The 18,300-nt window shown below is 62.4% G+C and carries 16 protein-coding genes; 11 read left to right on the top strand and 5 right to left on the bottom strand.

Annotated features, from left to right (window positions below; all coding sequences use genetic code 11):
- Positions 1-12 precede the first annotated feature (12 nt).
- Both dnaK and grpE read right to left on the bottom strand, forming a co-directional pair.
- Positions 13-1,938, bottom strand: a complete 1,926-nt coding sequence (gene dnaK / locus KSS94_RS03685; protein WP_217841710.1) for a molecular chaperone DnaK — start codon at positions 1,936-1,938, stop codon at positions 13-15.
- A 101-nt stretch (positions 1,939-2,039) separates the two neighbouring features.
- The gene (gene grpE / locus KSS94_RS03680; RefSeq protein ID WP_217841709.1) at positions 2,040-2,594 is read right to left on the bottom strand and encodes a nucleotide exchange factor GrpE; all 555 of its coding nucleotides are present in this window, start codon (positions 2,592-2,594) and stop codon (positions 2,040-2,042) included.
- A 181-nt stretch (positions 2,595-2,775) separates the two neighbouring features.
- Between grpE and recN the strand changes: the two genes are divergently transcribed.
- Entirely contained in the window at positions 2,776-4,449 is a 1,674-nt protein-coding gene (recN, locus tag KSS94_RS03675; protein ID WP_217841708.1) for a DNA repair protein RecN, read from the top strand.
- Positions 4,450-4,535: 86 nt separating this feature from the next.
- Here recN and fur read toward each other — a convergent pair whose 3' ends face one another.
- Positions 4,536-4,940 carry a ferric iron uptake transcriptional regulator gene (fur, locus tag KSS94_RS03670; protein ID WP_217841707.1) on the bottom strand — a complete coding sequence of 135 codons (405 nt, stop codon included), beginning with the start codon at positions 4,938-4,940 and terminating at the stop codon, positions 4,536-4,538.
- Between the two features lie 97 nt (positions 4,941-5,037).
- Between fur and KSS94_RS03665 the strand changes: the two genes are divergently transcribed.
- Complete coding sequence (locus tag KSS94_RS03665; RefSeq protein ID WP_217841706.1) at positions 5,038-5,559, top strand: outer membrane protein assembly factor BamE; 522 nt, start codon at positions 5,038-5,040, stop codon at positions 5,557-5,559.
- Between the two features lie 201 nt (positions 5,560-5,760).
- On the opposite strand, the gene KSS94_RS03660 is transcribed toward KSS94_RS03665, so the two are convergent.
- Positions 5,761-6,195 (bottom strand): type II toxin-antitoxin system RatA family toxin, encoded by a 435-nt coding sequence (locus tag KSS94_RS03660; protein ID WP_217841705.1) that lies wholly within the window; start codon positions 6,193-6,195, stop codon positions 5,761-5,763.
- 161 nt (positions 6,196-6,356) lie between these two features.
- Between KSS94_RS03660 and smpB the strand changes: the two genes are divergently transcribed.
- Positions 6,357-6,839, top strand: coding sequence for an SsrA-binding protein SmpB (gene smpB, locus KSS94_RS03655; RefSeq protein WP_217841704.1), 483 nt, complete (start codon positions 6,357-6,359; stop codon positions 6,837-6,839).
- A 168-nt stretch (positions 6,840-7,007) separates the two neighbouring features.
- On the opposite strand, the gene KSS94_RS03650 is transcribed toward smpB, so the two are convergent.
- Positions 7,008-7,775: an FCD domain-containing protein gene (locus tag KSS94_RS03650; RefSeq protein ID WP_217841703.1), complete on the bottom strand. Its 768-nt coding sequence runs from the start codon at positions 7,773-7,775 to the stop codon at positions 7,008-7,010.
- Between the two features lie 259 nt (positions 7,776-8,034).
- On the opposite strand from KSS94_RS03650, the gene KSS94_RS03645 reads away from it, so the two are divergent.
- The 8 genes from KSS94_RS03645 (at position 8,035) to KSS94_RS03610 (ending at position 18,117) form a co-directional block, all read left to right on the top strand.
- The gene (locus KSS94_RS03645; protein WP_217841702.1) at positions 8,035-9,705 is read left to right on the top strand and encodes a lactate permease LctP family transporter; all 1,671 of its coding nucleotides are present in this window, start codon (positions 8,035-8,037) and stop codon (positions 9,703-9,705) included.
- Between the two features lie 63 nt (positions 9,706-9,768).
- Positions 9,769-10,914 carry an FMN-dependent L-lactate dehydrogenase LldD gene (gene lldD / locus KSS94_RS03640; RefSeq protein WP_217841701.1) on the top strand — a complete coding sequence of 382 codons (1,146 nt, stop codon included), beginning with the start codon at positions 9,769-9,771 and terminating at the stop codon, positions 10,912-10,914.
- Positions 10,915-10,988: 74 nt separating this feature from the next.
- A complete protein-coding gene (locus KSS94_RS03635; RefSeq protein ID WP_217841700.1) occupies positions 10,989-13,799 on the top strand; it encodes an FAD-binding and (Fe-S)-binding domain-containing protein in 2,811 nt (936 codons plus the stop codon).
- Positions 13,800-14,285: 486 nt separating this feature from the next.
- Positions 14,286-14,534: a hypothetical protein gene (locus KSS94_RS03630; RefSeq protein WP_217841699.1), complete on the top strand. Its 249-nt coding sequence runs from the start codon at positions 14,286-14,288 to the stop codon at positions 14,532-14,534.
- Positions 14,535-14,840: 306 nt separating this feature from the next.
- Positions 14,841-16,112 (top strand): PAAR domain-containing protein, encoded by a 1,272-nt coding sequence (locus KSS94_RS03625; RefSeq protein ID WP_217841698.1) that lies wholly within the window; start codon positions 14,841-14,843, stop codon positions 16,110-16,112.
- Positions 16,093-16,671: a hypothetical protein gene (locus KSS94_RS03620; RefSeq protein ID WP_217841697.1), complete on the top strand. Its 579-nt coding sequence runs from the start codon at positions 16,093-16,095 to the stop codon at positions 16,669-16,671. The genes KSS94_RS03625 and KSS94_RS03620 overlap by 20 nt, the downstream gene beginning before the upstream one ends.
- Before the next feature lie 146 nt (positions 16,672-16,817).
- Entirely contained in the window at positions 16,818-17,408 is a 591-nt protein-coding gene (locus tag KSS94_RS03615; RefSeq protein WP_217841696.1) for a hypothetical protein, read from the top strand.
- Between the two features lie 130 nt (positions 17,409-17,538).
- Positions 17,539-18,117, top strand: coding sequence for a hypothetical protein (locus KSS94_RS03610; RefSeq protein ID WP_217841695.1), 579 nt, complete (start codon positions 17,539-17,541; stop codon positions 18,115-18,117).
- Positions 18,118-18,300: the final 183 nt, after the last annotated feature.

Raw genomic sequence — 18,300 nt, 5'->3', positions numbered from 1 at the left:
AGCATGCAACGATTACTTCTTGTCGTCGCCTTTGACTTCTTCGAACTCGGCGTCAACCACGTCATCGTGCTTGGCTTCAGGCTCGGCCTGCTGGGCGCCGCCCTGCGGTTGCTCGGCCTGTTGCTCGGCGTACATCTTCTGGGCAACCGGGGCCGACACCTTGGACAACTCCTCGACCTTGGCGTCGATGGCAGCCTTGTCGTCGCCTTTGACAGCGGCTTCCAAGGCAACCACGGCCGCTTCGATGGCGGTTTTCTCTTCGGCAGTGACCTTGTCACCGGCGTCGACGACCATCTTGCGGGTCGAGTGCACCAGCGCGTCACCCTGGTTACGGGCAGCGGCCAGCTCTTCGAACTTGCGGTCTTCCTCGGCGTTGGCCTCGGCGTCACGCACCATGCGCTCGATCTCTTCGTCCGACAGGCCGGAGTTGGCCTTGATCACGATCGACTGAGCCTTGCCGGTGGCCTTGTCTTTGGCGCCGACGTGCAGGATGCCGTTGGCGTCGATGTCGAAGGTCACTTCGATCTGTGGCACGCCGCGTGGAGCTGGCGGGATGTCCGACAGGTCGAACTTGCCCAGCGACTTGTTCTGCGCGGCTTGCTTGCGCTCGCCCTGCAGCACGTGGATGGTCACGGCGCCCTGGTTGTCGTCGGCAGTCGAGAACACCTGCGACTTCTTGGTCGGGATGGTGGTGTTCTTCTCGATCAGCGCGGTCATCACGCCGCCCATGGTTTCGATACCCAGGGTCAGCGGGCTGACGTCCAGCAGCAGTACGTCTTTGACGTCACCGGCCAGTACCGCGCCCTGGATCGCAGCCCCCATGGCCACGGCTTCGTCCGGGTTGACGTCCTTGCGCGCTTCTTTACCGAAGAAGTCGGCAACGGCCTTTTGCACCATCGGCATACGGGTCTGGCCACCGACCAGGATCACGTCGTCGATCTTGCTGGCGTCGATGCCGGCGTCTTTCAGGGCGATGCGGCAAGGCTCGATGGTACGGTTGACCAGGTCTTCGACCAGCGATTCCAGCTTGGCGCGGGAGATCTTCACGTTCAGGTGTTTCGGGCCGGTCGCGTCTGCAGTGATGTACGGCAGGTTGACGTCGGTCGACTGGGCCGAGGACAGCTCGATCTTGGCCTTTTCAGCGGCTTCTTTCAGGCGCTGCAGGGCCAGCGGGTCGTTCTTCAGGTCCATGCCGGACTCTTTCTTGAACTCGTCGACGAGGTAGTCGATCAGGCGCATGTCGAAGTCTTCGCCACCCAGGAAGGTGTCGCCGTTGGTGGCCAGTACTTCGAACTGGTGCTCACCGTCGACCTCGGCGATTTCGATGACCGAAACGTCGAAGGTACCGCCACCCAGGTCATAAACGATGACGGTGTGGTCGCCCTTGGCCTTGTCCATGCCGTACGCCAGTGCAGCGGCGGTCGGTTCGTTGATGATGCGCTTGACTTCAAGGCCCGCGATGCGGCCGGCGTCTTTGGTGGCCTGGCGCTGGCTGTCGTTGAAGTAGGCCGGTACGGTGATGACCGCTTCGGTGACCGGCTCGCCCAGGTAGTCCTCGGCGGTCTTCTTCATCTTTTTCAGCACTTCGGCGCTGATCTGCGGCGGCGCCATGTCGTTGCCGTTGGCTTGTACCCAGGCGTCACCGTTGCCGGCCTTGACGATCTTGTAAGGCACCAGCTTGATGTCTTTCTGCACGACGTCTTCTTCGAAGCGGCGGCCAATCAGGCGCTTCACGGCGAACAGGGTGTTGTGCGGGTTGGTGACGGCCTGGCGCTTGGCCGACTGGCCAACCAGGATTTCGCCGTCGTTGGCGTAGGCCACGATCGAAGGGGTAGTACGCGCGCCTTCGGCGTTTTCGATGACCTTGACGTTACCGTTTTCCAGGATGGAGACGCAGGAGTTGGTGGTCCCCAGGTCGATACCGATGATTTTGCCCATGTTGATTCTCCCGAAACTTGAATTGGGTGGCAGCGGCTACATTGGCCAACTGCGGTAATACTTGAGTGCTTGACACCTAGATGGGGATGCCCCGACAGATTTCAAGCCTTCTCGTTGATCGATGGCTGCGGCGCGGCCGGCGCCTTGCTGACCACCACCATGGCGGGGCGCAGCAGGCGGCCGTTGAGCAGGTAGCCCTTCTGGAACACGTTCAGCACGCTGTTCGGCTCGACATCGGCGCTTTCCTGCATGGCCATCGCCTGGTGGTGCTCGGCGTTGAACGGCTGGCCGTGCGGGTCGATGGCTTCGAGGTTGTAGCGCTTGAGGGTGTCCTGGAACATTTTCAGGGTCAGCTCGACGCCTTCGCGGATCTTCTTCACCTGTTCGTCTTCGACGTTGGAGTGGGCCAGGGCCAGCTCCAGGCTGTCGATCACCGGCAGCAGGTCGCCGGCGAACTTCTCGAGGGCGAACTTGCGCGCCTTGTCGACTTCCTGCTCGGCGCGGCGAATGCTGTTCTGCGCCTCGGCAGCCACACGCAGGGACTGGTCCTTGGCCGCGGCCAGCTGCTCCTCGAGCTCCTGAACGCGGGCGCCGGTATCTACTGCAGCGGCCTCTTCGGCATTAAGGTCTTTCTCGTTCAGCTGTTCGTCAGCCATGGGGTCTCTCCTCCACAATTTCTGTTGTACGAGCAAAGCTCGCCGTGTCTGCCGGCTATATGGGGCCGGAAAAACCAGCTTCAAGGGCAAGGGCGCTTTTCCACATTCATCGGGCGGGCATTGTCAGCAGGCGCAAAACCACTGTATAAATAACCAGACCTCAGCCCTCGGGAGCCGCCCCATGCTGCTGCACCTGTCCATTCACAACTACGCCATCGTCGAACACCTCGACCTCGAACTCGCCCGCGGCATGTCCGTGATCACCGGCGAAACCGGGGCCGGCAAGTCGATCATGCTCGATGCCCTGGGCCTGGCCCTGGGTGACCGTGCCGACAGCGGCGTGGTGCGGCCCGGCGCAGACAAGGCCGATATTCTGGCCACCTTCGACCTGGGCGACATCCCCGAGGCCCACACCTGGCTGGCCGAGCGCGACCTCGAAAGCGACGGCCCGTGCATCCTGCGCCGGGTGATCACCGCCGAAGGCCGCAGCCGCGGCTACATCAACGGCACGCCCTGCCCGCTCGGCGACCTCAAGGCCCTGGGCGAGCTGCTGATCGACATCCACAGCCAGCACGAGCACCAGTCACTGCTGAAAACCGACACCCACCGTCGCCTGCTGGACGAATACGCCGGCGCCATCGACCTGGCCCGCCAGGTGCAACTGGCAGCCCGCCGCTGGCAGCAGACCCGCCAGGAGCTCGAGCGCCTGAGCAATTCTGGCGACGAGCAGCGGGCCCGCCACCAGTTGCTCAGCTATCAATTGGAAGAGCTGGACAACCTGGGCCTGGGCGAACACGAGCTGGTGCAGCTGGAGCAGGAACACAAGAACCTGACCAACGCCGAAGCGCTGTTCGGCATCTGCCGCCAGGTCATCGACCAGTGCAGCGAAAGCGACTCTGGCAATGTGCTCAGCGCCCTCACCGTCAGCCTCAACCGCCTCACGGCCGTGGCCAACGCGCCCAAGGCCCTGGGCGAGGCAGTCAACCTGATCGCCAGCGCGCAAATTCAGGTAGAAGAAGCCGTCGGCGAGCTCAACCGCTTCCTCGACCACTTCGATGCCGACCCCATGCGCCTGCAAACCCTGGAAGAACGCCTCGACGCCATCTACACCCTGGCCCGCAAGCACCGCGTGCACCCCACCGAGCTGCCACACCTGCAGCAGCGCCTGATGGAAGAAATCGAAGGCCTCAACGCCAGTGACGAGTCCATCGAGCGCCTGGGTGAGGAGTTGGCTGCCTACGCGCAGCACTATGAACAGAAGGCCACCGAGCTGAGCACCCTGCGCCGGCAGGCCGCCACCCAGCTGGCCACCGCCGTGGAGCAGGAAATCCAGCGCTTAGGGATGCCCGGCGGGCGCTTCTGCATCGAGCTGACCCCGTTCGAGCACGGCGAGCTGTCGCCCCACGGCCTGGAGCAGATCGAGCTGCTGGTCAGCGCCAACCCCGGGCAGCCGCTCAAGGGGCTGGCCAAGGTGGCCTCAGGCGGCGAGCTTTCGCGTATCAGCCTGGCGATTCAGGTGATCACCGCGCAAACCTCGCGCATCCCCACCCTGGTGTTCGACGAAGTAGACGTCGGCATCGGCGGCCCCACCGCAGAAATCGTCGGCCAACTGCTGCGCCGCCTGGGCGAGCGCGGCCAGGTGCTGACCGTGACCCACCTACCCCAAGTCGCAGCCCAGGGCCATCACCACCTTTTCGTGCACAAGGTGCGCCACAGCGACACCACCCACACCGCCGTGGCCAATCTAGGCAAGCGCGAGCGGGTGGAAGAAGTGGCACGCATGCTGGGCGGCATCGACCTGACCAAGGAATCCCTGGCCCATGCACGCAAGATGGTGGTGAGCAGCAAGGCATAGCCAGCACGCGCCTACAACGAATTCCCCCCCATAAAGCACAAAGGCGACCCGAAGGTCGCCTTTGCTGTCCATAACGATCTAAATCGTTACTTCTTTTTACGCACATAGAGGACCAGGTTGTGGTCCACCAGTTCGAAGCCGTGCTCGGCCACGATTTCCTTTTGCCGGCGCTCGATCTCGGCATCCATGAACTCGATGACTTCGCCGCTATCCACGTTGACCATATGGTCGTGGTGGCCGCCGTCAGCCAGCTCGAACACCGCATGGCCGCCGTCGAAGTTATGGCGAACCACCAGGCCAGCTGCTTCGAACTGGGTCAGAACGCGGTACACGGTCGCCAGGCCAACGTCCTCGCCAGCCTCCATCAGCGCCTTGTAGACATCCTCGGCACTCATGTGACGCTGCTCGGTAGAGTCGAGCATCTGAAGAATCTTGACTCGAGGCAGGGTCACCTTGAGGCCGGCTTTGCGCAATTCGCTATTTTCAACCATGGTCAGCTTTCTCGCCGATGCTGCTTCGCAGCTTCTCTTAATACGGGTATGATCGGGGTTTACGTTGTCCAGCCAAGATAGTGGAAGTCGCCCACCGATGCAAAACAACACCAAGCTCTTGCTAACCAGCCTCACCCTCGTGGGACTGCTCGCACTCGCCGGTTGCTCGTTTCCCGGGGTTTACAAAATCGACATCCAGCAGGGCAATGTCGTCACGCAGGACATGATAGACCAATTGCGCCCGGGAATGACCCGCCGGCAAGTAAGGTTTATCATGGGCAACCCCCTGCTTCAGGACACCTTCAACACCAATCGCTGGGACTACCTGTACAGCCTGCAGCCCGGTGGTGGCCAGCGCCAGCAAGAGCGCATGAGCATCTTCTTCAACGAGAACGACCAACTGGTCAGCCTGGCCGGCGACTTCATGCCCGGCGTCAGCCGCGACCAGGAAATTCTCGGCGGCAGCGGCGACACCACCGTCAGCCCGGCCCACCAAGGCCAGCCTGCCGAAAAACCGGCCAAGGCCGGCTCGCTGGAAGACTCGATCCAGAAAGAAATCGACACCATCGAGACCACCCCGGTGCCCACCCCGGCCCCGTTGGAAACCTCGCCGCAGTAAGCGCTGCGCACAAAAAAGCCCGGGCATTGCCCGGGCTTTTTATTGGCCGCGCTGTGCAGCCCCTGTAGGAGCCGGCTTGCCGGCGATAGGGCCGGGCATGGCGACATCCATTCAAAGGGTGCACCGCCTGGGCTGGCCTCATCGCCGGCAAGCCGGCTCCTACAAGGGGTGGCATGAACAGAGAAGGCCCCTCGTTACCCCTCAGCTATACAGCTGCTTGGCCCGCTGGCAGAACGCATCGACCATGGTATTGGCCGCCTGGTTGAACAGCGGGCCCAGGGTGGCGCGCACCAGGGCACCGGCATAGTCGAACGACAGGTCCAGGCTGATCTTGCAGGCTTTCTCGCCCAGCGGCTTGAACACCCACAGCCCATGCAACTGGGTGAACGGCCCCTCTTCCAGGTTCATCTCGATGGACTGCCCCGGCACCAGCACGTTACGCGTGACGAAATGCTGGCTCATACCGCCCTTGGCCACATCCAGCTTCGCCCGCATGTGCGTGTCGCTCACCTCGATCACCGTCGAAGCCGAGCACCAGGGCAAGAATTGCGGGTAGCTGGCCACATCGTTGACCAGGTCGTAAAGCGCCTGGGCAGGGTATGGCAGCAGGGCCGAGCGTTGAATATGGGTAGTCATCCAGGCATCACTTCCAAACGGGGCGGCGGCGCTTCGCAGCGCCGGAAAAACAGTTCTGATCAACAGAACAAGGCCACCATTGTCAGGGATTCGTCCTACAGGCTCAAGCGCAGCTAAACCCCGTAGCCGAGCGCGCGGCGACTCCCTATAATGCGGCCCCTATGGCTAAGCAAAAGAAACATCCGACCGGGACCATCGCGCAGAACAAAAAGGCGCGACACGATTACTTCATCGAACACAAGTTCGAGGCCGGGCTGGTCCTGTCCGGTTGGGAAGTAAAAAGCCTGCGGGCCGGCAAGGCGCACCTGACCGACAGCTACGTGCTGCTCAAGGATGGCGAAGCCTGGCTGTTCGGCAGCCACATCACCCCGCTGACCACCGCCAGCACCCACGTCATCGCCGACCCCATCCGCACCCGCAAGCTGCTGCTGAACAAGCGCGAGCTGGAGCGCCTGGAAGCCGCCGTGGCGCAAAAGGGCTACACCTGTGTGGCGATGTCGCTGTACTGGAGCAAGCACCTGATCAAGTGCGAAATCGCGCTCGGCAAGGGCAAGAAGGAGTTCGACAAGCGCGACACCGTGCGCGAGCGCGACTCCAACCGCGAGCTGCAGCGCACCATGCGCAACAAGGGCAAGGAAGACTAACCCCGCCCCGAGCGGCCACGGTGATTCCTGTGGGAAGCGGCCTTGTGTCGCGATGGGCTGCACAGCAGCCCCGGCGATCTTCAATGATGCAAAAGCCCTGAGGCCGCTGCGCGCCCTTTTCGCGGCACAAGGCCGCTCCTACAGAAACCGTGAAAGCGGCGAGCTCTATTACCGCCCGCTGCGCCGCTCCGCCCGCGCCACCCGCTGAGCCTCTTCCTGCGCCTCTTCCAGCACCTCCTGCACATACAGAATGTGCCGGCTGGACACCTCCCGCGCCTCCTCGGCCCGCCCCTCGACAATCGCCTGGTACAACTCGCGGTGCTGGCTGATCAGCATGTCGCGCGTCTCGCTGCGCTGCTGGTACATACCACCGATGTTGGTGACCACGTTGCGCTTGAGCAGATCGAACAGCCCGCGGATGGTGTGCAGCAGCACCGCATTGTGGCTGGCCTCGGCAATCGCCAGGTGAAAGCGCGCATCGGCCGCGCCCTCCTCCGCCCGGCTGACCTCGTCAACCCGGTTGTAGCAGTCCTGCAGCGCATCGAAGGCCACCTTCAAGCGCTCGCGGTCCGGCCCGGTGGCGCGCTGCGCCGCGTAGTAGGCGCAGGACGCCTCCAGCGTATGGCGAAACTCCAGCAGGTCGCGCTGCGCCTCGGGGCTACCCTCGAGCAACTTGAGCAGCGGGTCGCTGAACGTCGAGCCGAGTGACTCCGCCACATAGTTGCCGCCACCCTGGCGGCTGACCAGCAGCCCCTTGGCCACCAGCTTCTGGATCGCCTCGCGCAACGACGGGCGCGACACCCCGAACTGCTCGGCCAGGGCGCGCTCGGCCGGCAGCCGCTGGCCCGAGGTCAGCGTGCCTTCCAGAATCATCCCTTCCAACCGATCGACGATGTCGTCGGACAGGCGCCGTTGGCGGACCTGATCAAAAACCATCACATGCTCTCCACGAACCCCGGCGGTACCGGGCCGGGGGCGCCTATTCTGCGCCTAACCAGCCCACCCCGACACCCATCAGTTGGCGTTTTTCAGCGCCACTCAGCCGCCCGCTCATCGGCATACGACCAAAGTTTTCCACAGGACAAATTGACACACCCACGAAGCGGCTTTTAACCTAGCGACCAGCCATTGTAAATTGGTCTTACCAATTATCCAATGCCAGTGCCTGACCAACAACAATTAGGGGCCACCCCGTATGCAAACCTGGCAACAACTCTATACCCCGCTCGGTAGTCTCGGCCTGTCCGCACTGGCGGCGGTCGTTCCCATCGTGTTCTTCTTCCTCGCCCTCGCCGTGTTCCGCCTCAAGGGCCACGTCGCCGGCAGCATCACCCTTGCACTGTCGATCCTGGTGGCCATCTTCGCCTTCCAGATGCCCGTGGACATGGCCCTGGCCGCCGCCGGCTATGGCTTCCTGTACGGCCTGTGGCCGATTGCCTGGATCATCGTTGCCGCGGTGTTCCTCTACAAACTCACGGTCAAGAGCGGCCAGTTCGAAGTGATCCGCAGCTCGGTGCTGTCGATCACCGACGACCAGCGCCTGCAGGTGCTGCTGATCGGCTTCTGCTTCGGTGCCTTCCTCGAAGGCGCAGCCGGCTTCGGCGCCCCGGTGGCCATCACCGCCGCGCTGCTGGTGGGCCTGGGCTTCAACCCGCTGTACGCCGCCGGCCTGTGCCTGATCGCCAACACCGCGCCGGTGGCCTTCGGCGCCCTGGGCATCCCGATCATCGTCGCGGGGCAAGTCACCGGCATCGACGCCTTCCACATCGGCGCCATGACCGGCCGCCAGCTGCCGCTGCTGTCGCTGTTCGTGCCGTTCTGGCTGGTGTTCATGATGGACGGCCTGCGCGGCGTGAAAGAAACCTGGCCTGCCGCCCTGGTAGCCGGCCTGAGCTTCGCCGTCACCCAGTACTTCACCTCCAACTTCATCGGCCCGGAGCTGCCGGACATCACCTCGGCCCTGGCCAGCCTGATCTGCCTGACCCTGTTCCTGAAAGTCTGGCAACCCAAGCGCTCGTTCAGCGAAGCGCGCGGCAGCGTCGGCGCCGCCGTGGTGCAGTCGGGCGGCAGCCAGCCGACCCCGTACAGCTTTGGCGAGATCTTCAAGGCCTGGTCGCCGTTTTTGATCCTCACCGTGCTGGTGACCATCTGGACCCTTAAGCCGTTCAAGGCCGCGTTCGCCCCGGGCGGCGCGATGTACAACTTCGTGTTCAACTTCGCCATCCCGCACCTTGACCAGTTGGTGGTCAAGACCGCGCCGATCGTCACCGCGCCCACTGCCATGCCTGCGGTGTTCAAGCTCGACCCGATCTCCGCCACCGGCACGGCCATCTTCCTGTCTGCCCTGATCTCCATGGCGGTGCTGAAGATCAACTTCAAAACTGGTCTGACCACTTTCAAAGAGACTTTCTGGGAACTGCGCTGGCCAATCCTGTCCATCGGCATGGTGCTGGCCTTCGCCTTCGTCACCAACTACTCCGGCATGTCCTCGACCATGGCCCTGGTACTGGCCGGCACCGGCGCTGCGTTCCCGTTCTTCTCGCCGTTCCTCGGCTGGCTGGGCGTGTTCCTGACCGGCTCCGACACCTCGTCCAACGCCCTGTTCAGCTCGCTGCAGGCCACCACCGCCCACCAGATCGGCGTCAACGACACCCTGCTGGTCGCGGCCAACACCAGCGGCGGCGTAACCGGCAAGATGATCTCGCCGCAGTCCATCGCCGTGGCCTGCGCCGCCACCGGCCTGGTCGGCAAGGAATCGGACCTGTTCCGCTTCACCGTCAAGCACAGCCTGTTCTTCGCCACCATCGTCGGCCTGATCACCCTGATCCAGGCTTACTGGCTGACCGGCATGCTGGTTCATCACTAAAGTGAAAGGGGCCGGGCGCACCAATGCGCCCGGCATCTCCTACCACCCACGCTGCGAGAATCCATGATCATTTCCGCCTCTACCGACTATCGCGCCGCGGCCCAACGCAAGCTGCCCCCCTTCCTGTTCCACTACGCCGACGGCGGCGCCTACGCCGAGCACACCCTGCGCCACAACGTGTCGGACCTGGCCGGCATCGCCCTGCGCCAGCGCGTGCTGAAGAACATGTCCGAGCTCAGCCTAGAGACAAAGCTGTTCGACGAAACCCTGAGCATGCCCGTGGCCCTGGCCCCGGTCGGCCTCACCGGCATGTATGCCCGCCGCGGCGAAGTGCAGGCCGCCCGCGCCGCCGCCGCCCACGGCATCCCGTTCACCATGTCCACCGTGTCGGTGTGCCCGATCGAAGAAGTCGCACCCGCCATCGACCGGCCGATGTGGTTCCAGCTGTATGTATTGAAAGACCGCGGCTTCATGCGCAACGCCCTGGAGCGTGCCAAGGCCGCCGGCGTGAAAACCCTGGTGTTCACCGTCGACATGCCGGTACCCGGCGCCCGCTACCGCGACGCCCACTCCGGCATGAGCGGCGCCAACGGCCCGCTGCGCCGCGTGCTGCAAGCCATGACCCACCCCGAATGGGCCTGGGACGTCGGCGTGATGGGCCGCCCGCACGACCTGGGCAACATTTCCAAATACCGCGGCAACCCCACGGGCCTGGCCGACTACATCGGCTGGCTGGGCGCCAACTTCGACCCGTCGATTTCGTGGAAGGACCTGGAGTGGATTCGCGAATTCTGGGACGGCCCGATGATCATCAAGGGCATCCTCGACGCCGATGACGCCCGCGACGCAGTCAAGTTCGGCGCCGACGGTATCGTCGTCTCCAACCACGGCGGGCGCCAGCTCGACGGCGTGCTGTCCAGCGCCCGCGCCCTGCCGGCCATCGCCGATGCAGTCAAAGGCGATATCAAGATCCTCGCCGACTCCGGCATTCGCAGCGGCCTGGACGTGGTGCGCATGATCGCCATGGGCGCCGACACCGTACTGATCGGCCGCGCCTTCCTGTGGGCCCTGGCCGTGCATGGCCAGGCCGGGGTGAAGAACCTGCTGGAGTTGTTCGAGAAAGAAATGCGCGTGGCCATGGTGCTGACCGGGGCCAAGACCATCAGCGAGATCACCCGCGATTCGCTGGTCCGCGAACTGGGCGCCTGAGCGCCCGCACCCGATACCGCCTGAATGACCGGGGCACGCCGCGCGCAGACGCTGCGGCCCCGCGAGGAGACTGCATGAGCCTGCCTGCCGCGTTCCTGCGTGATGCCGAGCGCCTGATCCCCGCCGAACGCCGCTTCGACGACCCCACCTCGACCCTGGCCTTCGGCACCGACGCCAGCTTCTACCGCTTGATACCCAAGCTGGTGGTGCGGGTGGAGTCCGAGGACGAAGTGGTCGCCTTGATCCAGCTGGCCCAACGCGAGCGCGTGCCGGTCACCTTCCGCGCCGCCGGCACCAGCCTCAGCGGCCAGGCCATCAGCGACTCGGTGCTGATCGTGCTCGGCGACAACTGGAACGGCCGCGAAATCCGCCACGATGGCGAGCAGATCCGCCTGCAACCCGGCGTCATCGGCGCCCAGGCCAACGCCTGGCTGGCCCCCTACGGGCGCAAGATCGGCCCCGACCCTGCCTCGATCAACGCCTGCAAGATCGGCGGCATCGTCGCCAACAACGCCAGCGGCATGTGCTGCGGCACCGCGCAGAACACCTACCACACCCTCGCCGGCCTGCGCCTGGTACTGGCCGACGGCACCCGCCTGGACAGCGAAGACCCGGCCAGCGTGGCCGCCTTCGAACACAGCCACGCCGCACTGTTAAGCGAGCTCGCCCGCCTGGGCCGCGAGACCCGCGCCAACACCGCGCTGGCCGAACGCATCCGCCACAAATACCGACTGAAAAATACGACGGGCCTGTCGCTGAACGCACTGGTGGACTACGACCAGCCGCTGGACATTCTGCAGCACCTGCTGGTCGGCTCCGAAGGCACCCTGGGCTTCATCAGCGCCGTCACCTACGACACCGTGCCCGACCACCCGCACAAGGCCAGCGCCCTGCTGGTGTTCCCCACCGTCGAGAGCTGCTGCCGCGCCGTCACCGTGCTCAAGCGCCAGCCCGTGTCGGCCGTGGAGCTGCTGGACCGGCGCAGCATGCGCTCGGTGCAGGAGATGCCCGGCATGCCGCTGTGGGTCAAAGGCCTGTCGGATAACGCCTGCGCCCTGCTGATCGAGTCCCGCGCTGCCAGCCAGAGCCTGCTGCACGAGCAGCTCGGGCAGGTGATGGCCGCCATCGTCGATTACCCGCTGGAGCAAAAGGTCGAGTTCAGCGAAGACCCCGCCGTGTACAACCAGCTGTGGAAGATCCGCAAGGACACCTTCCCCGCCGTCGGCGCCGTGCGCCAAACCGGCACCACGGTAATCATCGAAGACGTCACCTTCCCCGTCGAGCAGCTCGCCGAAGGCGTCAACCGCCTGATCCAGCTGTTCGACAAGCACCGCTACGACGAGGCGATCATTTTCGGCCACGCGCTGGAAGGCAACCTGCACTTCGTCTTCACCCAGGGCTTCAACAGCGCCGAAGAAGTCGCCCGCTACCAGGCGTTCATGGACGACGTGGCGCAACTGGTGGCCGTGGAGTTTGGCGGCTCGCTCAAGGCCGAACACGGCACCGGCCGCAACATGGCGCCGTTCGTCGAGCTGGAGTGGGGCAATGACGCCTACCAGCTGATGTGGCAGCTCAAGCGCCTGCTCGACCCCAACGGCATCCTCAACCCCGACGTGGTGCTGAGCACTGACCCCGACATCCACCTGAAAAACCTCAAGCCGCTGCCCGCCGCCGACGAAATCGTCGACAAGTGCATCGAATGCGGCTTCTGCGAGCCCGTGTGCCCGTCCAAGGGCCTGACCCTCAGCCCGCGCCAGCGCATCGTGATGTGGCGCGACATCCAGGCGAAAACCCGCGCAGGCGTCGACACCCGCGAGCTGCTGCAAACCTACCAGTACCAGGGCATCGACACCTGCGCCGCCACCGGCCTGTGCGCCCAGCGCTGCCCGGTGGGCATCAACACCGGCGAGCTGGTGAAGAAGCTGCGCAGCCAGGCCGCCGAGCACATCAAGACCGCCGACTGGCTGGCCGAGCACTTCCACACCACCCTGCGCGGCGCGCGCCTGACCCTGGCCGCCGCCAACGGCGCACGCAAGCTGCTCGGCGCCCCGCGCATGTCGCGCATCAGCGCCACCCTGAGCAAAGCCAGCAACGGCCGCCTGCCACAGTGGACCCCGGCCATGCCGCAGCCGCTCAAGCCCATCGACTTCGGCCCGGCCAGCAACGACGCCCGCCCACGGGTGGTGTACCTCGCCGCCTGCGTGTCCCGCGTGATGGGCCCCGCCTACGCCGACCGCGAGCAAAGCTCGCTGCTGGACAAAACCCGCGCCCTGCTGGAAAAGGCCGGCTACCAGGTGGTGTTCCCCGGCAACGCCGACAGCCTGTGCTGCGGCCAGCCGTTCGCCTCCAAGGGCTACACCGAGCAAGCCGAGCACAAGCGCCAGGAGCTGATCGCCGCGCTGCTGCACGCCAGCCGCGGCGGCCTCGACCCCATCTACTGCGACACCAGCCCGTGCACCCTGCGCCTGGTCCAGGACCTCGGCGAAACCCGCCTGGACCTCTACGACCCGGTGCGTTTCATCCGCACCCACCTGGTGGACAAGCTCGAGTTCACCCCGCAAGACGAACCGGTGGCCGTGCACGTGACCTGCAGCACCCAGCACCTGGGCGAAAGCCAGGCGCTGATCGACCTGGCGCGGCGCTGCAGCAAGCAGGTGGTAATCCCCGAAGGCATTCACTGCTGCGGCTTTGCCGGCGACAAAGGCTTCACCACCCCCGAGCTGAACGCCCACTCGCTGCGCACGCTGAAGGATGCCGTGCAGTATTGCAGCGAAGGCATCTCCACCAGCCGCACCTGCGAGATCGGTTTGTCGAGCCATAGCGGTATCGACTACCACGGGCTGGTGTACCTGGTGGACCGCGTAACCCGCGCCCGCAGCCTCTGAACCAGCGGGCCGCCTGCGCGGCGGCCCGTCACCCGTATGCACCTAGATCCCGGTCTTGTTGAAACCCTCAAAGCCAGCGCGATCCCCGTCAGATGCAACTGTCTTGCTCAACCTCTAAAAGTTGACGCGCTCCCCCCTGTGGGAAGCGGCCTTGTGTCGCGATGGGCTGCGCAGCAGCCCCGGCAATGTTGCATGAGACTGAGACCTCGGGCCTGCTTCGCGACACAAGGCGGCGCCCACAGAGACCGCGTTAAATCAATGGCTTGTAGTTTGTTCTATGAGAACCGGCTTGCCGGCGATTGGCCCTCCCCCCCCTCTCAGCCACCAGACCTTTCCCACACCAAATTCAGACCAAGCTGAATATGCCCCCCTTCCCCCGGCAGGCATCGTCCGCAACGCACGGATTGCCGCCAAGGCCTGCGGAAAAGCGCGGCATCGGCCCCCAAACCTTCTCCCAACTGCTCATTCTCTGAGCGAGAGGCCGACATGTCAGAGCTCTACCTGATGGGTTACACCTTGGCGGCGGCTTTTTTGCTCGACTGGCTATGCCGCTCAACAACCTTGCGAGCAACGCTGTACCTGGTGCTGATGGCCGTCAGCATCACCCGTTGCTCCCAACTGGGCGAACGCCAGGTGCTGCAACTCGATGGCGGCCAATGGGGACTGCTGTTCGCCCTCGCCGGCCAGCGCCTGCTGTTCAAACGCTCGCGCTATTCGCGCAGCAAATGCGATTGAGCCCAGCACTCACCGGCAATCCGCAGATCGTGGGAGCGGGCTTGAACCGCGACAAGGCCCGCAAACCCGCCAGAAATTTCCAAACCCGCAACCAAATGCTTCAGCGCCAAAACCAATCAGACCTTTCCTACGCACTTATAGGAATCGGTCACGTAGCAGCCCCAATCCCCCACGGATAACGTCCCCAGCCACTGCCCCAAGTACCCGGCGCAGCTCCCCGGCACCCCGTCACGACCCCTGCTCACGGACCGAGACCGTCCTGGCCCAGGTGCCTTTCCAACGCATCGTTCGATACCAAGGAATGGCATGATCCCTACCGCTCGACTCGGCGACACCCACTTCTGCCCCCTCCCCGGCCACGGCATCACGCCCATCGTGTCCGCCTCGCCCACCACGCAAATCAACTCCCTGGGCGCCGCCCGCGTCGGTGATGTCTGCGGCTGCGGCGCGGTCATCACCGCCGGCTTCCCCTACATCACCATCGACGGCCAGCCAATGGCCCACCTCGGCAGCCCCACCAGCCACGGCGGCACCATTCTCACCGGCAGCCCGGATACCTTCGGTGGCTTCATGTTCGGCGGGGAGGCCAGCCAAACCGTCATCGACTTCGCCAAGCTCGGCGCCGTGCGCCCGGACGGCTCGGTGGACGAGCAACTGATGGCGGAACTGCTAGCCGACCCGCAGTTGCAGCAAAGGGCGCTGCTGTCCGGCGCCCTGCTGAACCCCAGCAGCAAAACCCCGCCGGCACCCAGCCAAACGACCACACCCGAACTGATCGCCGTCGCCGGCAGCCAGCATGACGCAGGCTCAGGCAACAAGATGATGTTCATCGGCCAGGCCGTGCGCGAGCTGGCCGAGTTCAAGCGCAACAAGCCGACGCTGATACGAACGCTGGTGGTATTCACGCCCTCGTACAACGAACAGATGCTCAGCGCCGCCCGCGAATCCGCTGTCGCCTACGAGGCCGAATATGTGGAAGTGGCAACCGCCCAGGCACTTATCGACTACCTGAACGAGGGCAAAGACCGGACGCAATTTCCCATCGAGCAACTGGCGCTGTTCAGCCATGGCGTACCGCAACGGGTTGCCTTCGGCTACCAACTCGCCGACGACTTTGACATGGCGCTGAACATGCTCAACTACGAACAGATCTCGCCCCAGGCTTTTACCAGTAAGGCGCAGATCGACAGTTATGCCTGCCGTACCGGCATGGGCAACCGCTCCGAATTTCCGGTTGAAGACAGCATTCAGTTCTTGCCGCAAACCCATCAGAGCCTGGCGCAGTTGCTGGCTGACCATCTGCGGGTCAAGGTGCGTGCGTTCGTGCGCCGCTCGGACTACAAGAATACTTGGGGGTCGTTTGACGAGCGGCAGTGGGGCAAGCTTTGCGGGCTCAGTGGTAATACTGCGCCGGATGAGGCGTGGTGCATGAGGTGGGATAGTCTAAAAGCTGAGCGGAGGATTAAAGATCAACGGCAAAAGTTTACTTACCAGAGGATGGGGGCCATGAACCCTGTGATCTCGGGCGATACGCCGATTGGTGCACCTGGAGGTTTATTTGAATTTCTACCGAAGTAAAAAATTCTGGATTGCCTTTATTTTCATCTGCCCGGCGCTACTGCTAGCGACACTCTACGGTATCAAAATAATGACAAGCGTATATAAAAAAGACTTAGGCAACGGCGTTGTGATCTATGCAGACGACTATGTAAAATCTGGCCAATGGGTCTTCGACTGTGAGTATGGACGCCTGATCAGCCGCCAGCCAGTCACACCTCCCATTTCCGAATTGAAAAGCGCTAGCAAACTAACCATCGAATCAATGTACTCCCTCAAACAGTCCGATTTACCAGCAGCAAAGTCCATGATTAGAGCCGCTACTGCAATACCGGAATGGTACAAGAACCTTCGTTACCTGTACTCTGGCATTGATGAGTACGGAGGTATCATCATACACGGATTCGACATGCTGGTTGAGCATGAAGACCGAAAATGGGGTTTGATAATATGGCAACATATCCAGTCCTCCGGCATATCTAACTTTCTGGTTACTGCAGAACTGTACGACCCTGAAACCTATATTGACCACGCCAAGGCGTTAGAGGCTGCGAGGAAAAGCTGCCCTATACCGCAATGACAGCAACGCAGCAGGTCCTCTGATTTCGAGGCATAGCCATCTTTAACCCGAAGCGTATGCTTCCCCAAAATTCCCGGAGTCTGAATGCATGGGATACGGTCCTTCCTGGATCAGTTCGATGCAATCAACCCTTTGAAGAGGCGCCAATGAGTTTCGTTCGACGCAGAGGCATCAAAGCTGCCTTCATCCTGGTTGTTCCTTTGATTTACCTTGCGGTCAATTATGCAGTGAAACCTATGATCAGTGTATTCAAAAAAGACTTCGGCAACGGCGTGGTGATCTATGCCGACGAGTATGTAAACACAGGCCGCTGGGTATTTGACTGTCGCTACTCACGCCTGATTAGTCGCCAGCCGTTACCTGCGCCAATCGCAGAATTGCAACGCGCTGACAAGCTCACGATTGGCTCCATGTATAACCTCCCGCCATCCGATGTGGTGCTAGCAAAACAAGCGATCAGAGCTATCACAGCAAAATCTCAGTGGTATAAAAACCTGCGTTACCTTTATTCCGTCCTTGACGAGTACAGCAATGTCGCCGCTCATGCATTCGACTTGCTGGTTCACCATGACGGTCGGCAGTGGGCTTTTCACGTGTGGCAGGACATACAACCCAATGGAACTTCTGGGTTCACGATTTTCGCTGAGTTATACGCCCCCGAAAACTATATTGACTACACCAAGGCACTAGAGGCGGCGGCAAGAAGTTGCCCAACACCTCAGCGAAAGTCTCCATAACGACCGACTAACGGGGCTAGCCTTACCATACCGAGGCCGGGGGAGCAGGATTGTCCCGCAGTGGAGACAATGAAAAACCTTAACCCCCTTAATCAATTCGCTAGCCTCATTGCTCTATCAGGAAAGCACGATGGATTACTTTCGACACAAAAGTGTCTGGCTTGCCCTCACCCTCATTAGTCCTTTTGTATTTTTTACTGCCAACTACGCGTTCAAAAACACGACTAGTGTCTACAAAACCGACTTCGGTAACGGCCTGGTGATTTACGCCGACGATTATGTAAATAGCGGCCATTGGGTATTCGATTGCAGGTACTCACGACTGATCAACCGTCAACCACTTCCTATTCCGCTCGCCAAATTGAGGCAGGCCAACATGTTTACAATAGGTAGCATGTATGAATTGAGTGCGACTGACACGCAGCTTGCCAAAGCTGCCATCAGGGCCATAACAACACAACCTGATTGGTACGAAAGCTTGCGCTACTTGTATTCAGGCTTAGGCGACAACAGCAACCTCGATACGCATGTTTTCGACCTACTGGCTCAACATAAAGGCCGCACATGGGCGTTACGGGTTCGGCAACATATCCATTACGACGGTAAATCCAGTTTCAATATCGTCGCCTTGTCTTACGACCCTGAGACCTATGTTGATTATGCCAAGGCGCTCGAGGTTGCAAGGAAGAGCTGTCCGGTCGCGCAATAGGCAACTGCCACACCGTCATATTAGGTCGTAGAGTACACAATGCCTTGCCGGTGCGGCACCGCACTTGGCTATTCATGCACGTGGCGGCCGGCTCTCCCGGCAATTCGGCCGGAAAGACATTGCGAAATCTGTATAGACCCGCTGAGTTCAACTACCCGCCCACCACCCCATCAGGAAAGCACG

The sequence above is a fragment of the Pseudomonas fakonensis genome, from assembly GCF_019139895.1.
Taxonomy (GTDB): domain Bacteria; phylum Pseudomonadota; class Gammaproteobacteria; order Pseudomonadales; family Pseudomonadaceae; genus Aquipseudomonas; species Aquipseudomonas fakonensis.
The sequence above is the reverse complement of the archived record's forward strand: the minus strand, read 5'-3'. Positions and strand labels throughout refer to the sequence as shown.

What these genes read in the sequence shown, in the direction of transcription:
- dnaK (WP_217841710.1), bottom strand. Translation starts at nt 1,938, where the DNA reads ATGGGCAAAATCATCGGTATCGACCTGGGGACCACCAACTCCTGCGTC.
- grpE (WP_217841709.1), bottom strand. Translation starts at nt 2,594, where the DNA reads ATGGCTGACGAACAGCTGAACGAGAAAGACCTTAATGCCGAAGAGGCC.
- recN (WP_217841708.1), top strand. Translation starts at nt 2,776, where the DNA reads ATGCTGCTGCACCTGTCCATTCACAACTACGCCATCGTCGAACACCTC.
- fur (WP_217841707.1), bottom strand. Translation starts at nt 4,940, where the DNA reads ATGGTTGAAAATAGCGAATTGCGCAAAGCCGGCCTCAAGGTGACCCTG.
- KSS94_RS03665 (WP_217841706.1), top strand. Translation starts at nt 5,038, where the DNA reads ATGCAAAACAACACCAAGCTCTTGCTAACCAGCCTCACCCTCGTGGGA.
- KSS94_RS03660 (WP_217841705.1), bottom strand. Translation starts at nt 6,195, where the DNA reads ATGACTACCCATATTCAACGCTCGGCCCTGCTGCCATACCCTGCCCAG.
- smpB (WP_217841704.1), top strand. Translation starts at nt 6,357, where the DNA reads ATGGCTAAGCAAAAGAAACATCCGACCGGGACCATCGCGCAGAACAAA.
- KSS94_RS03650 (WP_217841703.1), bottom strand. Translation starts at nt 7,775, where the DNA reads ATGGTTTTTGATCAGGTCCGCCAACGGCGCCTGTCCGACGACATCGTC.
- KSS94_RS03645 (WP_217841702.1), top strand. Translation starts at nt 8,035, where the DNA reads ATGCAAACCTGGCAACAACTCTATACCCCGCTCGGTAGTCTCGGCCTG.
- lldD (WP_217841701.1), top strand. Translation starts at nt 9,769, where the DNA reads ATGATCATTTCCGCCTCTACCGACTATCGCGCCGCGGCCCAACGCAAG.
- KSS94_RS03635 (WP_217841700.1), top strand. Translation starts at nt 10,989, where the DNA reads ATGAGCCTGCCTGCCGCGTTCCTGCGTGATGCCGAGCGCCTGATCCCC.
- KSS94_RS03630 (WP_217841699.1), top strand. Translation starts at nt 14,286, where the DNA reads ATGTCAGAGCTCTACCTGATGGGTTACACCTTGGCGGCGGCTTTTTTG.
- KSS94_RS03625 (WP_217841698.1), top strand. Translation starts at nt 14,841, where the DNA reads ATGATCCCTACCGCTCGACTCGGCGACACCCACTTCTGCCCCCTCCCC.
- KSS94_RS03615 (WP_217841696.1), top strand. Translation starts at nt 16,818, where the DNA reads ATGAGTTTCGTTCGACGCAGAGGCATCAAAGCTGCCTTCATCCTGGTT.
- KSS94_RS03610 (WP_217841695.1), top strand. Translation starts at nt 17,539, where the DNA reads ATGGATTACTTTCGACACAAAAGTGTCTGGCTTGCCCTCACCCTCATT.